This is a genomic window from Tellurirhabdus rosea, from assembly GCF_026278345.1.
In the GTDB taxonomy this organism is placed as follows: Bacteria; Bacteroidota; Bacteroidia; order Cytophagales; family Spirosomataceae; genus Tellurirhabdus; species Tellurirhabdus rosea.
This window is the reverse complement of sequence record NZ_CP111085.1, coordinates 3,775,243-3,789,942: the sequence shown is the minus strand read 5'-3', so window position 1 is coordinate 3,789,942 and position 14,700 is coordinate 3,775,243. Positions and strand designations below refer to the sequence as shown.

Here is a 14,700-nt window from a genome sequence, read left to right as displayed (position 1 = left end):
TCCAAAATTAGCCAATAAACGGAGCCGCAGGACTCGTCAATAGATTTTTGCGCATTAAGATATTGTAACCATTCGGCTTCCGCCTGTAACCGTTTACATTGGGGCATAAACTTACCTCGTTCACCGCGAGTCGTTTTTATTCTTGTCCACACCCCATGAAACACATTTCCCCGCGTCTGCTGGTGCTCGGCTGGACGGTCTTTGCCCTGTTCTGGGCAGCCCATCCGGCTCATGATGACAATTCTTCCCCCAAACCTACCGAATCCCGACCCAACATTCTGTTTATCGTCACGGACGACCACCGCCCGGACGGGGCCCGGGCCCTGGGCAATCCGGACCTGATGACACCCAACCTCGACCGCCTCATCCGCCGCGGGGCTTCGTTTACGGGGGTTTACAATGCGGGCAGCGACGAGCCGACGGTCGATAATTCGAGCCGGGCGATGCTTCTCACCGGCCAGACATGCGCGCACCTGCCCAAAAGTTTTTACACCGCCCCGACCGGCAAAACCAGCGGTGAGGCGGAGAATTCGGCCGTCACTTTTCCGCAGTATTTCCGGAAATACGGCTACCAGACGTATGCCGTGGGCAAATGGCCGAACAGCAAGACCAGCTTTCAGGCTTCTTTTGCGGGCGGCGACAATCTGTTTTTTGAGGAAATGCACGCGGCGAAGGAAGGCGGGCATCTGAGGCCCATGCTGCATCATTTCGACGCCAAAGGAGCTTACCGGCCCGAAAGCCGGTTCAAAGCGCTGGGCCATTCCAGTGCCGTGTTTGCCAGCGCCGCCATCTCGTTTCTGGACAAACAGTCGCCGAACAAGAACAACAAGCCGTTTCTGCTGTACGTGTCGTTTACGGCCCCGCACGACCCGCTTCAGCCGCCCGCGTCCTGGGCCGAGCGCTACGTGCCGGCCAGCCTCCGGCTCCCGGAAAACTTCCGGCCCCAGCCGCTTTTCGACACCGGCGAGATGACCGTCCGGGATGAACAGCGCCTCGTCCGGCCGCTGCAACCCAGCGCCGTTCAGGCCGAAATGGCCAAATATTACGCCTCCATCTCGGACATCGACGAACAGATCGGCCGCATTCTGCAAACGCTGGAAATCAACGGACTGACCGAGAATACGCTGGTCGTCTGGTGCAGCGACAACGGCCTGATGCTCGGGCAGCAGGGGCTGATGGGCAAACAGAATCTGTACGAACCGTCTGTCCGGGTGCCGCTGGTGATGGCCGGGCCGGGCGTCCGGCGCAACCTCCGGCCCGACGCTCTTTGCTACCTCCACGACGTCTTTCCGACGCTCTGTCAACTGGCAAAACTGCCCCTGCCGACTCGCCTCGACGGCCAAAGTTTCGCCTCGCTGCTCGACGGCAAGGAGAAGCAGCACCGCAAACAGGTCCTGCTCGCCTACCGCCCGCCCCTGCAACAGGCCGTCCGGACGGCCGACGGCTGGAAACTCGTCCAGTACCGGGTGAAAAATCAGACGACCGAACAGCTTTTCGACCTCCGCCAGGACCCGTCCGAACTCCGCGACCTCAGCGAACAGTCCGGCTACCAGTCGCAAAAACAAAAACTCCTGAATCTGCTGGATAAGAAAGTAAGTCAATAAGTCGTAAGCGGTCCGCTTACGACTGTGTTGACTTACGACTGATTTTATACACCTCCCGCATAATGGCTTCGTCGGCTTCCGAGAACTCGATGCCGCGGCGGGCGACGGTTTCGCGGGCGACGTACAGGGCTTTTTCGAGGCGGTAATCGGTGAAACCGGTGTCGGCACCGCCCCAGGAGAAGGACGGAATGTGTTTCGGCTGAAAACCGGCCCCGTACACGTTGACGTTCACGCCGACCACCGTGCCCGTGTTGAACATGGTGCTGATGCCCGCTTTTGTGTGGTCGCCCATCATCAGGCCGCAGAACAGCCGCCCGCTGCTTTCGAGCTGGCCGGTGGCGTAGCTGTACAGCTTGACGTCGGTGTAGTCGTTTTTCAGGTTGGAATTATTGCAGTTGGCGCCCAGATTGCACCACTCCCCGATGACCGAATTGCCCAGAAATCCGTCATGGGCCTTGTTGCTGTAGCCAAACAGAATCGAATTGCCCAGTTCGCCGCCGACTTTGCAGAATGGCCCGACGGTGGTGTTGTTCCGCATTTTGCCGCCCCAGTTCACCGTTGCGTCGTGGCAGAGCGCAAACGGGCCGATCATGAGGGTTCCTTCGCTGATGACGGCGTTTCTGCCGATGTAAATCGGGCCGCCTTCGGCATTCAGAACGGCCGCGCGGATGACGGCACCTTCTTCCACAAAGATATTTTCGGGCGCGTAAACGCGGGTATGCGGGTCGGTGATGGGCTGCGACCGGCGGCCTTTGGTCAGAAAAGCGAAATCCGCCCGAATCTGGTCGCCGTTGTTGAGGAACAGGTCCGGCAGGGCGCGAACGATGGTCAGCGGCCCGTCGAACGTCCGCTGCGGCCCGTCGGCGGCCGTGGGTGCTTTCTCCAGCGCCTGTTCCGTCCGCCGGGCAATCAGCAGGCCGTCCGGCGTGCTCAGCCCTTCGCCGGGTGCGAGGTGGCGGATGGCTTCCACCAGTGCTTCGGTCGGGCAGACGGCGCCGTTGACGTACAGGTTATCGGACGAAAAACGGACCGGGAACTTAGCCTGCAGATACGGTTCGGTCAGAAAGGAAGGCGCCGTTTCGAGCCGCGACGCCCATTTTTCGTCAATGGTCTGAATGCCAATCCGGACTCCCGAAACGGGCCGGGTAAAGGTAAAAGGCAGAAGATTGACCCGGATCGCCGGATCGTCAAATAAAATCAGGTTGCTCATAACTGCTAACGCGTTGCGGATGCAAATATCTGGAAAAGTTTAAGGTTGAAGGGTGAAGGGTGAAGGTTTAACGTTGAAGGCCATCCGCCCTGCACAGGAGGGCAGCACGAGGCAGCGCCACGTTCAACGTTAACCCTTCAACCTTCTTTCAACCTTCAACTTTCAACCTTCAACCGTTATCTTTGCCCTCATGAACCGCTACGGACTGATCGGATACCCGCTTACCCACTCGTTTTCCAAAAAATACTTCACCGAAAAATTTGCCGCGGAAGGCATTCCCGACAGCCAGTATGACCTGTTTGAGCTGCCCGTCATCGAAGATTTCCCCGAGATTCTTCGTCAGACGCCCGGTCTGCGCGGGCTGAACGTCACGATTCCCCATAAGCAGGCGGTGATTCCGTTTCTGGATGCCCTCGACGAACAGTCGGCGGGGCGCATCGGGGCGGTGAATACCATCAAAATCTTATCCGACGGACGGAAAATCGGCTATAACACGGACTACTACGGCTTTCGGCAATCGCTGGAAAGCTGGCTGGAAGCGCAGGGCGTGGCGACCCAAAGCCTCAAAGCGCTCGTGCTCGGCAACGGCGGCGCGGCCAAAGCGGTGACGACGGCCCTTACGGACCTGGCGATTCAGTACCGGCTGGTTTCGCGCCGCGCCACCGAAAACGACTTTTCCTACGAACAGCTCGACGCGACGGTGCTGTCGGCTTACAAACTGATTATCAACACTTCGCCCGTCGGCACCTACCCAAAGGTGGACGAAGCCCCGGCTCTGCCCTACGACGCCCTGACGCCGCAGCACCTGCTGTACGATCTGGTGTACAACCCCGCCGAAACGCTGTTTTTGCAGAAAGGAAAAGCCGCCGGAGCCGCCACGCACAACGGCCTGCCGATGCTTCAGCTGCAGGCCGAAAAAGCGTGGGAAATATGGCAGAGCTGATTCTGACCAACGCGACCGTTTTTACCGGCACGGAAGTCCTGCCCGATACAACGGTCCGGGTTTCGGAGGGCCGGATTGAATCGGTGGAACCCACCGACCGGAACGGGTCCGGTGACGCCGCGCACACGATCTACGACCTACGAGGCCGCTGGCTCGTGCCCGGTCTGGTCGATTTGCAGCTTTACGGCGGGTCAGAACAGTTTCTGAACGGGCATCCGACGGCCGGGACGGTCCGGCACATCCTCGACACCCACCGCCGAAACGGCACGACGACCGTGCTGCCGACCCTGTACTCGACCTCCTACGACGTGATCGACAAGGCCATCCGGGCGGTGCGGGAGGTCCGGGCCGAGCATCCGCTGGGCGTGCCGGGCCTGCACGTCGAAGGGCCGTACGTGAATCCCGAAAAACGCGGGGCGCACAGCCTGTCGTACGTGCGTCCGCCCGACGCCAGAGAACTGAACGACCTGCTCACCGCGGGCCGCGACGTGATTAAAATCCTGACGATTGCGCCGGAGGTATTTACGCCGGAGCAGCTGCAATGGCTTCAGAGAACGCCTTTTATCCTGTCAGCGGGTCATACCAACGCCACCTACCGGCAGGCCACGGAAGCCTTCGACAACGGCATTCCGCTGGCGACGCACCTCTACAACGCCATGCGGGGCTTCGAAAGCCGGGAACCGGGGACGGCTGGGGCGATTCTGGACCACCCGACCGTCCGGGCAAGCATCGTTGTCGATGGGTTTCACTGCGATTTTGCGGCCGTCCGGCTGGCCCATCGGCTGCTGGGTGACCGGCTTTTCCTTATTTCCGACGCGATCTTTGCCAATCCGCCCCGCCCGGCGCTGGACTTCGAGGACTTCGTCATTCGTTACCACGAAGGGCGCTACACGAATCAGGAAGGCAAACTGGCGGGCTCGTCCATCACCCTGCTCGACGCGGTGCGCAACGGCATCCGCCACGTAGGTCTGAAGCCGGAAGAGGCGCTGCGGATGGCGTCTACGGTGCCGGCGGAGATTATCGGGCTGGGCGACCAACTGGGAAAGATTGCGCCGGGCTACGTGGCGAATCTGGTCGTGCTGGACGAGGAATGGCGGTGTCGGGAGGTGTTTGCAACGTAGCCCACGGTTTAAACCGTGGGCTACGAACGATCCACCGCGGCATTCTACGAACCGTTTTAACTCACAATGAAAACCGTTTGGACCCACGATGAAAACCGTTCGGACCCACGGTTAAAACCGTGGGCTGTGGTACGACATTAACCAATCCTCTCCTATTTTTTCGCTGCTTTTCAACGTTCCCCGGACCATCGGGGCGGCTACACCTGCGCCCAGCGTTTTCGGACTTTTGAACACCTGCGCCTCGTCCCACAAGCCCTCTTTGAGGAAACTTTCGAGCAAGGCCGCGCCGCCTTCTACGATCACGGATTGTAGTTTGTTATGGTATAAATCGGCCAGCAACTGCGGCAGAAACGGCTCGTCGGCGGAAAGCGGCACGTACGTCACGCCTTCTTGCGCTACCGGCGAACCGGTTTCGTAGTAGACCCGCGTCGGCTGCGAACCGTCGAACAGGTGCAGGTCGGGCGGCAGTTGCAGCGTTCGGTCGATGACCAGCCGGGTGGGGTTACGTCCCTGCCAGAGCCGGGCGTTGAGGCGGGGATTGTCGTGCCGGGCGGTGGCCGTGCCGACCAGAACGGCGTCCTCTTCCGTGCGCCATTTGTGAACAAGCTGGTGCGACAGAGCGCCGCTGATGGCGACCGGACGGCGGTCGGGCGGGGCCATGAACCCGTCGGCGGTCTCGGCCCATTTCAGGAAGATATAGGGCCGTTTTTTCTCCACCCAGGTAAAAAAGCGCTGGTTCAGTTCGCGACCCTCCTCGGCCAGCAGGCCGGTTTGTACCTCAATTCCCGCCGCTAGCAGTTTTTGGATACCGCGCCCATCGACCAGCGGAAAGGGGTCTTCGTTGCAGATAACGACCCGCTTTATCTTTTTCTGAATCAATAAATCCGCGCAGGGCGGAGTTTTGCCAAAATGGGCGCAGGGTTCGAGCGTAACGTAGGCCGTAGCCTCCGGAAACAGGGCCGGGTCGGCGACGGCCCGCACGGCATTCACCTCGGCATGGGCCTCGCCGTAGCGCTGGTGCCAGCCTTCGCCGATGACCCGGTCGCCGTGCACAATCACGCAGCCCACCAGCGGATTCGGGCTCACGCTTCCCCGTCCCAAAGTGGCCAGTTCCAGCGCCCGGCGCATGAAGAGTATGTCGTTTGGTAACCAGTCAGCCATTCGCAAAGAATAAAGAAACGTCCAATGTCAGGGGTTGGACGTCAAATGTCAAAAGTGGAATGCCAAATGTCAGCAAGATTTTGCAGATTTACGCAAAATTACGCATCTGCATGACCACGGCTAAGTCGCTGTTTGATTCGCTGGTCGGACAACTGCAGGGCTACCGCCCCGAAGAAGCCCGCGCCATTATATACCTGCTGTTTGAACATTTTCTGCGGTTTCGCCGCACGGACGTGATTGTCAATAAACCGCTGCCCGCCCAGCAGCCCGACTGGGCCGAACTGGTGCGGCGGCTGAACGAACACGAACCCGTGCAGCACCTGATCGGGACGACGGAATTCTGCGGCCTGGAGTTCCAGGTATCGCCTGCCGTGCTGATTCCGCGCCCGGAAACCGAAGAACTCATCCGGCTCATCGTCCGCGACTACGCCGAAGCGCCGTCTCCACTGAACATCATCGACCTCGGTACGGGCAGCGGCTGCATTGCCGTGACACTCGCCCGCTTTCTGCCGCAGGCCACCGTCACGGCCTGGGATTTGTCGGAGGAAGCCCTCGACATCGCGCGCCAGAACGCCGAGCAACTCCAGGCCGAAATTCTGTTCGAAAAACGGGACATCCTGAAGGCCGATGAAGAGTCCCCGTCCGCCGGTCCGAGCCGTTTTGACTGCGTGGTGAGCAATCCGCCCTACGTCACGCACTCGGAAGCCGCCGAAATGGAGCCGAACGTGCTGCGGTACGAACCGCACCTGGCCCTGTTTGTAGAAGACACCGATCCGCTGCTGTTCTACAAGGCCGTCGCCGATTTTGGCCGCGCCCACCTGACCGAAGGCGGGGCCTGTTACGTAGAAATCAACGAACGCTTTGGCGACGAAACCCGCCGGGTATTCGAGGAACGCGCGTACCGAACGGTGCAGGTATACAAGGATATACACGGGAAGGACCGTTTTGTAAAGGCAACGATATAATTGAATTTTGAATGAGTGAATGAGCGGTCCGCCGCTGCGGTGAATGACTGAATAGCTCTGACTGGGGTTGAATCTGCGAAGCTAATCAGTCATTCAATCATTCAATCATTCAATCATTCCCATGACTACCGATCTCACATATCACAATAAAATCCGCCGCGTTTTCGACGAGATGGGGCAGGTCGTAGTGGGGCAGCAGGCGCTGCTCAACCGGCTGCTCATCGGGCTGTTCACAGGCGGACATATTCTGCTGGAAGGTGTCCCCGGCCTGGCCAAAACGCTGACCATCAGCACGCTCGCCAAAACGCTGCAACTGGATTTCCAGCGCATTCAGTTTACGCCCGACCTGCTGCCCGCCGACCTCATCGGCACGATGATCTTTAACCAGAAATCGGGCGACTTTGAAGTGAAGCAGGGGCCGGTTTTTGCCAACCTGATTCTGGCCGACGAAGTGAACCGCTCCCCGGCAAAGGTGCAGTCCGCGCTGCTCGAAGCGATGCAGGAGAAACAGGTGACGATTGGCGAGGAAACGTTCGTGCTCGATAAGCCGTTTCTGGTGCTGGCGACGCAGAACCCCGTCGAGCAGGAAGGCACCTACCCCCTGCCCGAAGCGCAGGTGGACCGGTTTATGATGAAGGTTTTTGTCGGTTATCTGTCGAAGGACGAAGAACTGGAAGTGATGCGCCGGATGTCGAACCTGAACTTCGATTACGAGGTGAAACCGATGCTCGACAAGGACGATATTTTCGCCATCCGCGACGAGATCAACAAAATTACGATGTCCGAAACGCTCGAACGGTACATTGTGGAACTGGTGTTTGCCACGCGCCGCCCGCTGGATTATGCCCTGCGCGACGAGGCCCGGTACATCCAGTACGGCGTTTCGCCCCGCGCGAGTATCCACCTCAACCGCGCCGCCAAAGCCCTCGCCTACTTCGACCAGCGGGATTATGTACTGCCCGAGGACATCAAGGAGATCGCGCCGGACATTTTCAACCACCGCATCCACCTCAACTACGAAGCCGAGGCCGACGGCGTCACGACGCTGCAAATCGTCGATTCCATTCTGCGAAAAGTGGCGATTGGACGGTAACAAAACCGGGGTTTGACCGCTCCCTCGAACTGAAAACTCACCCCAGGGCTGTGTCCGCACAGCCTTTTTTGCTTTGTCGGGAATGAGCAGCGGCGTCAACGGGCTATTTGGTAAAAATCCTTTTCCGAAAAGATTCAGGGCGTAAAAAGATTACGTTGAGCCGCGGCTAGTATTGGCTTCGTAACCGACAGGCATTTTGCCTTCTACCAACTCCCGGTCCGATGAAACCTCTCAAAGCAACCCTCAAACAGGCCTGGCCTTATCAGCAGGACAGCCTGAACCTGCCCGTCCGTGATCTCGGGGCCGCCCTGCCCTTTTACGAAACGACGCTGGGTTTCCAGCTCGAATCCCGACAGGAAACGCCCTGCCCGTCAGTCGTTCTGGCCAGAGATCACATCCGAATTGGTCTGGCCGAAAATGGCGGCGATCCTGAGCAGGACGGCTGTTTTTTTGAAGTCGACAATCTGGAAAACGCATGGGCCGAGTTGAAAAGCAACGGCCTGACGGCTGAACGGCCTCCCATTACGTCGCAACAGCACGGCGATGTCCACTGGAAGGTGTTTTTTGTGGTGGCTCCCGACGGACTTTGCTACTGTTACGGCGAACGGCAGCCGACCTGACGGGACGCCGCCCGGCTCCCTTTCCCAGCGAATCTGCCACGATTCTTTACGACGGATAGCGTTCAGTCACCGAATCGCCACGTCCCAGACTTTCGCGCGGCGGGCCTGTCCGTCCGGCCCCTGCACATAGAGCGTCACGACGTAGAGGCCGGGTTGCTGGTAGGCGTGAATCGGGTGCTGCTCGGTGGAGGTGGTGCCGTCGCCGAACTCCCATTTCCAGGAGGTGATTTTGCCTTCCGAATTATCCTGAAAAGCCACCAGCCGCCGTTTTTCGTCCAGCAGTTTGAAGCTCCAGTCGGCCGTGAGGGCTTTTTTCAGGGACGTTTCCAGCGGCATGAGGCGGAAAGGCAGCAGATACGAGGCGTTGCCGTACATCGTGTGCTCTTTCGAGAGGTTCCAGAAGCCGTTGTTCTTCTCGGATTTTACGTCGTCATAATCGATAATCGCCCAGCAAAGGCCCACGTTTTTGCCTTCGGTCAGCGGCGTTTCCACGGCCCGCTGCGGCCCTTCCGAACCGGCATAATCGAAAGGCGTAATCCAGAATTCCAGCGTCAGCCGACCCGACTCGCCGGGTTTGAAGTTGTACGAAGTCGCTGCGTTGGCGTACGGCAGGCGCTTGATCCACGGCTGCGACCCCCAGGCCAGTGTCCAGTCCTTGCCTTCGGCGGGCGTAAAAATGTGGTAATTTTGCGCGTGAACGCCGTGGAAGGAGAAATACGCGTCCCACTTGTCGAGGTTTTTGTTGGGATGAAAGCGGTCGATGAGCGGCCCGCCCGACTGGTCGCCGTCCACGACGATTTCGAAGGTGTCGTTGTGCAGGTCGGGACGGGCAAAATCCCAGTAATTGTCGTAGGCTTCGTAGAGAAAATACAGCCGGTTGAGGCCCTTCACCCAGGCCACTTTCACCTTCACATCCAGATTCTTCGGGTCGGCTTTGGGCTGTTTGCCGCTGTCTTCGATGAGCTGGTCCATGCCCACGGTGTACGACTCCGGCACCATCGCCCAGTCGTCGGCCTTCCCGTCGATGCGGGGAATGCGGTCGGCGGGAAACTGGAAGATTTTGAACGAACGGGTATCGGGAACAGCCGTGGTGGAGGCCGGTGGCGTTTGTGCCCACGCTGACATTGCCAGCAAGCTGGAAAGAAAAATCGGGCAGAGGCGTTTCATCAAACTCATGGTCAGGTTTGGGATTGGCTTTCACGCAGATATTCGCAGATTGGAGGCGCAGATTTCCGCGGATTTCTGCGTTCAAAAGCAGCGAGCATCTGCGCGAAATAAATCAATGACAACTCACGCCTGCACGACCGCTTCCAGCCGTTCCGGATACGCCGCTTTTCCCTCAAAATCCCTCAAATTCAACCCTTTCACGTTTACCGCTTCGACGGCGTGGGTGAAGTAGTCGGGGACGTTTTTGCCCCATTTCACCCGGCAGTCTTCGAGCGTGATGTTGTCGGCGTGGCGCAGGCTGATGCCGGGTGTACCGTGCTTTTCGATGTCAGCAATCACCTTCGTCGGGCGGTTATCGAACAGCCCGCCTTTGTATTTCGTCCAGCGGTCGAAAGTCACCTCCACGTTTTTCAGCGTCACGTTCTGCACGCGGCTGTTGGGCATGCCTTGGACGCGGATGCTGTTTTCGGCCCGGCCGGTCACGTTTTCGACGCGGATGTTGCTGATTTGCCCGACCTTCGTTTCGGGCGTCCGCGGGATGGCCGTGAACGAAATCGCCTCGCCCCGGCCCCACCACGGGTCCGAATGGTAACGCGACACGAATTTGATGTCTTTGAACAGAATATCCCGGACGTTGCCACTGTCGCGGAGCTGAATCGTCAGGCCGCGGCAGCTGGTCTTGATTTCGCAGTTCTCGAAACGAACGTCGTGCACGTCGGACGTCGTTTCCGTCCCGATTTTGACGCCTGAATCCTGGGTTTCCAGCACGCAGTCTTTCACGACAATCCGCGCCGACGGGCCATAGTCCTTCGCCTGGCGGGTAGCCTTGACAACCACGGCATCGTCGCCGCAGACGATGTGGCAGTTTTTAATTTCCACATCGCGGCAGTGGTCGGGGTCGATGCCGTCGCAGTTGGGCACGTCGAGGTGGTTGCGGACCTTGAGGTTATCGACCAGCACCTGTTCGCAGCCGAGCATGTGCAGGCCCCATTCGGGTGCTTCGGCAAACGTAATGTCTCGGATTTCGAGGCCCCGGCATTCGGTCAGGATGAACATTTTCGGCCGCCACTCTTTCGGAATCCACCATTCGTTTTCTTTTTCGTAATGGTCCATGAAATCCAGCGCCCGGCCGTTCAGTTTGCCCGTGCCCGAAAGGTGCAGATTCTGCGCCCCTTCGGCCAGAATGACGGCTCCGTTTTTATAGTGCTTCGGATCGGTGCTGATGACGAGTTCCGCATCGTCGGCGAGGTGAAAATCGATGTTGCTCCGCAGTTGCAGCGTCCCGACGAGGTATTTGCGCTTGCCCGGCACCACCACCCGCGACCCGCGCCCTTTGGCCGCCGCCGCGTCGATGGCGCGCTGAATGGCTACGGTATCGAGCGTTTTGCCGTCGCCCCGCGCCCCGTATTTGAGGACGTTGAACTCCGTTTTGGCGGCCGGACCCGCCAGGGACAGAGAAGATGGAACGAGCAGCCCCAGGGCAGAAAGTCCCAGCAGGCGACCGCCGGAGTTCAGGGCTTGCCGCCGGGTTATGGATTCGTCAGACCAGTTCATAGAAAGGAAAATAGCGTCGTTTTGGGACGATGATCATCAAAAATGGGCTTTTAAGCGCTTTTTGCCTTCATGCACTTTCCTGCTCATACAGTCGAAACCGTATGATCCAGAACTATAAAGCCCGGTAGTCAGGCGGGCAACATTCAGGCAGACGCTTCTTTTCTCCCTAAATTAACATAGGTACCGTGACCAGATTCGCCCCGCTGCTTATTCGGTCCGCAGGCTTTTCACCGGGTTCATCCGGGCGGCTTTCAGGCTCTGGAAACTGACGCTCAGCAGGGCAATCAGCACCGCCAGCCCACCGGCCGCCGCGAACATCCACCACGCAAGACGAATCTGGTAGGCAAACCCCTCCAGCCAGCCACGCAGCAGGTACCGGGACAGCGGCCAGGCCAGCACCGTAGCCACCAGCACCATCCGGAGAAAATCGCCCGCCACCAGAAGCCAGAGGCTGGTCAGCGAAGCTCCCAGCACTTTCCGAATGCCGATTTCCTTCGTCCGCTGCGCCACGGTCAGGGAAATCAGTCCGTACAGACCCAGGCAGCAAATGAGCACGGCAATGGCGCAGGCAACACCGATCAGGCGGGCCATTACCTGTTCGGTTTGGTAAAACTGCGCTACTTTCCGGTCCAGAAAATCGTAGGTAAAGACCTCATCCGGGTAGATACGCTGCCAGGTCTGCCGGATGCGTTCGAGCGTCCCGGGCAGATTCCGGCCCTGGATACGGATACCGACCTGCCGGTACATGCTCGCGTGGCTGCCAATCACGCAGGGGCCGATTTCTTCCCGCAAAGAGCGCTGGTTGAAATCCCGGACCACCCCCACAATCGGCAGCGGAACCGACGAAAGGTAATATTGCAGCCGTTTGCCCAGCACCTGATGCGGGTGGCGGAAGCCTAGTTTGTGCAGCAGGGTTTCGTTGATCAGGTACTCGCAGATGGTATCGCCGGGAACGAAATTCCGACCGGCCAGCAGCTGCAATCCGTACGTCGGCAGGTAGTGCACATCGCCCAGACGCTCCCGGATGGGGTACTTTTCCCATTCCGGTTGGCCGTCAAATTTGAACGAACCCCCGTTGAGCTGTTCGCTGGCTGGCGGCAGGTGGTGGAGGCTGACCGATACAATACCGGCCTCCCGCAGAAGCTCCTGCCGGAACGTCTGCACCGCGGCCTGAGCGCCCGCCGGAAAGGGCACCACCACGACGTTTTCTTTCCGGAAACCGAGATCGGCACTTTGCAGGTACCGAATCTGCCACGTAACCACTATCGCGCCCAGAATGAGCCCCTGGCACACGACAAACTGGACGACCACCAGCGTCCGCCGGACGTTCAGGCCCAGGCCCGCGGCTGTCGGCAACTTCCCCAGCAGCGCCGACCGGGGGGAGATTCCGGACAAAACGGCGGCCGGATACCCGCCCGCCAGCCCAATGACCACCACTAGCAACAGAGCCAGATACGCCAGCGTAACTCCGTCCAGAGGAAAGGCCAGCGGGAAGCCGACCCAGTTGCTGAAAAAGGTAAGACCGCCCGTGACCCACAGCAGAGCCAGCCCAAAACCCGCTCCGCAGACGAGCGCCGCTTCGAGCAGAAACTGGCCGATCAGCTGGCTCCGCGAACTGCCCAGGGTTTTCCGGACCCCGGCTTCCTTGCTGCGCCGGAGGCCCTGCGCGATGGTCAGGTTCACGAAGTTGATGCAGGCCGCGCCGGTCAGCAGGAAGCCCACCACCGCCAGCGACCAGAGCAGTGACGAACGAACGGCACCACCGCCCCGCGCCACATCGAAGTGAAATTCCCGCATCGGCTGGACCTGGAACCGAAAAATGGCGGCGTCTGCTCCGTAATGCTTTTTCGCCAGGGCGGGCAGCGCTTTTTGTAGCTCCGAAGCGGCGCTGGCGTCTTTCAGCGTGAAATAAAGCCGGTTGGTGCTGTTGAGAAAATACCAGTCGGCGGGGTTGAAATCCGGGTAAAGGCCTTTCAGCGTCGCCATCGAGATAAACAGGCCAATGTCGGTATCGGTGGTCGGCGGCGGGTCGGCCAGCAGTCCGGTCACGGTGACCCGAATCTGGTTGTTGAGCGTCAGGATTTTCCCGACGGGATTGGCCGAACCGAAGTATCTTTTCGCCCAGGAGTGGGTCATAACGGCCGTATTCGGCTCGCGGAGGGCCGTTTCCGGATTTCCTTTCAGCCAGGTATAACTCATGATGCCGAACCACTGCGGTTCGACGAGCGCCGTTCCTTTTTCTTCCAGAAACCGAATCGGCTCCGACGGGCCGTTGCTGGCGACGGTCAGCTGGCGGTTCATCATCAGAAAAGCCGCCCGCTCGACCTGCGGAAACTCCGTGCGCAGGACATCCGCCAGCGGCAGAGGCGCTTCCGGATTATACTCCACCGAGCCGTCGGGCAGGTACAGATCGGTGTTGACCCGGAAAATGCGGTCGTACCGGGCGTGGTGGCGGTCGGTACTGAGGTGATGCCGCAGAAAAAGAAAAATCAGGAGGCCCACGGCCAGACTGACGGACAATCCGGCGAGGTTTATGAGCAGATAAACGGGCTGCGCGCGCAGGTTTCGCCAGGCAATTTTCAGGTAACTAGCTACCATGCCAGAAAGGTTAAGTCACCGCCAAATTACGGACAATCCGGGCAGAAGCGGCAGTTAAAAAACGTTAACCGTCAACAGGTAGGCTTCAGGACCCCGTTTTGCACCCAGCCGTCGCGCACTCCCCACCCGGTGCCTCACCGGACAAAAAGGAATTTGCCTGCTGGTGAAAAAAGTGCGATTTTTAGGGGCCATGATGGAGGAAAAGCGACACAGACAACGATGGTTCTGGCTGCTGGGCAGTCTGCTGGCGGCGTGGTGGACGCTGCTCGCACCGGCCCAGGCCCGCCCGGCAGAAGCGGCCGGACAGCCCTCCTGCTGCATGGTGTCGGCCGCCGACAACGATTCTCCGAACCCGGTCCCGACGAAGGATATCAACCGGGTGGATACGCACTCCCTGATGGCCCTACCGGTCGTTCGGGTCAATCTGCCGGTCACCTTTCCGCCGGTCAGCGTGCCCGTTCTGATTACGAATTTCTTCCGGCTCCTTCCGTTCCGTCAGCCCGTCCGGGCGTCCCGGCTCCTGACGCCGGTGCCTTCCATGCACCGGATGCTGGCCCACCAGATTGCCATCAACGCCCCCTGAGGAGCCTTTTTTCCGGTTCAATGGCCCTTTGCAAGCGGCCGCTTCTGCTTTGTCCGGACGGGTCCGGACAGCCCATTTCCT

General features: G+C 59.4%; 12 protein-coding genes. 7 read left to right on the top strand and 5 right to left on the bottom strand.

Translation table 11 applies throughout. From position 1 onward, the window contains the following. Nucleotides 1–155: 155 nt before the first annotated feature. On the top strand, nucleotides 156–1,604 hold the full coding sequence (locus ORG26_RS16030) for a sulfatase-like hydrolase/transferase (RefSeq protein WP_266363507.1): 1,449 nt from the start codon (nucleotides 156–158) through the stop codon (nucleotides 1,602–1,604). A gap of 16 nt (nucleotides 1,605–1,620) precedes the next feature. Here ORG26_RS16030 and ORG26_RS16025 read toward each other — a convergent pair whose 3' ends face one another. Beyond that, on the bottom strand, nucleotides 1,621–2,814 hold the full coding sequence (locus tag ORG26_RS16025; RefSeq protein ID WP_266363506.1) for a putative sugar nucleotidyl transferase: 1,194 nt from the start codon (nucleotides 2,812–2,814) through the stop codon (nucleotides 1,621–1,623). Between the two features lie 190 nt (nucleotides 2,815–3,004). On the opposite strand from ORG26_RS16025, the gene ORG26_RS16020 reads away from it, so the two are divergent. Beyond that, nucleotides 3,005–3,757 carry a shikimate dehydrogenase family protein gene (locus ORG26_RS16020; protein ID WP_266363504.1) on the top strand — a complete coding sequence of 251 codons (753 nt, stop codon included), beginning with the start codon at nucleotides 3,005–3,007 and terminating at the stop codon, nucleotides 3,755–3,757. Further along, complete coding sequence (nagA, locus tag ORG26_RS16015; protein ID WP_266363502.1) at nucleotides 3,745–4,878, top strand: N-acetylglucosamine-6-phosphate deacetylase; 1,134 nt, start codon at nucleotides 3,745–3,747, stop codon at nucleotides 4,876–4,878. Before ORG26_RS16020 ends, nagA begins: the two co-directional genes overlap by 13 nt. Before the next feature lie 111 nt (nucleotides 4,879–4,989). Here nagA and ribD read toward each other — a convergent pair whose 3' ends face one another. Next, nucleotides 4,990–6,039, bottom strand: coding sequence for a bifunctional diaminohydroxyphosphoribosylaminopyrimidine deaminase/5-amino-6-(5-phosphoribosylamino)uracil reductase RibD (ribD, locus tag ORG26_RS16010; protein WP_266363500.1), 1,050 nt, complete (start codon nucleotides 6,037–6,039; stop codon nucleotides 4,990–4,992). A 110-nt stretch (nucleotides 6,040–6,149) separates the two neighbouring features. Here ribD and prmC point away from each other — a divergent pair, with 110 nt between their 5' ends. The 3 genes from prmC (at nucleotide 6,150) to ORG26_RS15995 (ending at nucleotide 8,717) form a co-directional block, all read left to right on the top strand. Further along, entirely contained in the window at nucleotides 6,150–7,004 is an 855-nt protein-coding gene (gene prmC, locus ORG26_RS16005; RefSeq protein ID WP_266363498.1) for a peptide chain release factor N(5)-glutamine methyltransferase, read from the top strand. A gap of 121 nt (nucleotides 7,005–7,125) precedes the next feature. Next, the gene (locus ORG26_RS16000) at nucleotides 7,126–8,097 is read left to right on the top strand and encodes an AAA family ATPase (RefSeq protein ID WP_266363496.1); all 972 of its coding nucleotides are present in this window, start codon (nucleotides 7,126–7,128) and stop codon (nucleotides 8,095–8,097) included. A 221-nt stretch (nucleotides 8,098–8,318) separates the two neighbouring features. Then, on the top strand, nucleotides 8,319–8,717 hold the full coding sequence (locus ORG26_RS15995; RefSeq protein WP_266363494.1) for a VOC family protein: 399 nt from the start codon (nucleotides 8,319–8,321) through the stop codon (nucleotides 8,715–8,717). Nucleotides 8,718–8,783: 66 nt separating this feature from the next. Here ORG26_RS15995 and ORG26_RS15990 read toward each other — a convergent pair whose 3' ends face one another. The 3 genes from ORG26_RS15990 to ORG26_RS15980 form a co-directional block, all read right to left on the bottom strand. Further along, nucleotides 8,784–9,893 carry a PKD domain-containing protein gene (locus tag ORG26_RS15990; protein ID WP_266363492.1) on the bottom strand — a complete coding sequence of 370 codons (1,110 nt, stop codon included), beginning with the start codon at nucleotides 9,891–9,893 and terminating at the stop codon, nucleotides 8,784–8,786. 114 nt (nucleotides 9,894–10,007) lie between these two features. Beyond that, nucleotides 10,008–11,438 carry a glycoside hydrolase family 28 protein gene (locus ORG26_RS15985; protein WP_266363490.1) on the bottom strand — a complete coding sequence of 477 codons (1,431 nt, stop codon included), beginning with the start codon at nucleotides 11,436–11,438 and terminating at the stop codon, nucleotides 10,008–10,010. A gap of 207 nt (nucleotides 11,439–11,645) precedes the next feature. After that, nucleotides 11,646–14,036, bottom strand: coding sequence for an ABC transporter permease (locus ORG26_RS15980; RefSeq protein WP_266363488.1), 2,391 nt, complete (start codon nucleotides 14,034–14,036; stop codon nucleotides 11,646–11,648). Nucleotides 14,037–14,199: 163 nt separating this feature from the next. On the opposite strand from ORG26_RS15980, the gene ORG26_RS15975 reads away from it, so the two are divergent. After that, nucleotides 14,200–14,619, top strand: a complete 420-nt coding sequence (locus tag ORG26_RS15975; RefSeq protein ID WP_266363486.1) for a hypothetical protein — start codon at nucleotides 14,200–14,202, stop codon at nucleotides 14,617–14,619. Nucleotides 14,620–14,700: the final 81 nt, after the last annotated feature.

Bases quoted from the DNA above. Each gene is read 5' to 3' on its own strand.
- ORG26_RS16030 (WP_266363507.1), top strand. From the start codon at position 156: ATGAAACACATTTCCCCGCGTCTGCTGGTGCTCGGCTGGACGGTCTTT.
- ORG26_RS16025 (WP_266363506.1), bottom strand. From the start codon at position 2,814: ATGAGCAACCTGATTTTATTTGACGATCCGGCGATCCGGGTCAATCTT.
- ORG26_RS16020 (WP_266363504.1), top strand. From the start codon at position 3,005: ATGAACCGCTACGGACTGATCGGATACCCGCTTACCCACTCGTTTTCC.
- nagA (WP_266363502.1), top strand. From the start codon at position 3,745: ATGGCAGAGCTGATTCTGACCAACGCGACCGTTTTTACCGGCACGGAA.
- ribD (WP_266363500.1), bottom strand. From the start codon at position 6,039: ATGGCTGACTGGTTACCAAACGACATACTCTTCATGCGCCGGGCGCTG.
- prmC (WP_266363498.1), top strand. From the start codon at position 6,150: ATGACCACGGCTAAGTCGCTGTTTGATTCGCTGGTCGGACAACTGCAG.
- ORG26_RS16000 (WP_266363496.1), top strand. From the start codon at position 7,126: ATGACTACCGATCTCACATATCACAATAAAATCCGCCGCGTTTTCGAC.
- ORG26_RS15995 (WP_266363494.1), top strand. From the start codon at position 8,319: ATGAAACCTCTCAAAGCAACCCTCAAACAGGCCTGGCCTTATCAGCAG.
- ORG26_RS15990 (WP_266363492.1), bottom strand. From the start codon at position 9,893: ATGAGTTTGATGAAACGCCTCTGCCCGATTTTTCTTTCCAGCTTGCTG.
- ORG26_RS15985 (WP_266363490.1), bottom strand. From the start codon at position 11,438: ATGAACTGGTCTGACGAATCCATAACCCGGCGGCAAGCCCTGAACTCC.
- ORG26_RS15980 (WP_266363488.1), bottom strand. From the start codon at position 14,036: ATGGTAGCTAGTTACCTGAAAATTGCCTGGCGAAACCTGCGCGCGCAG.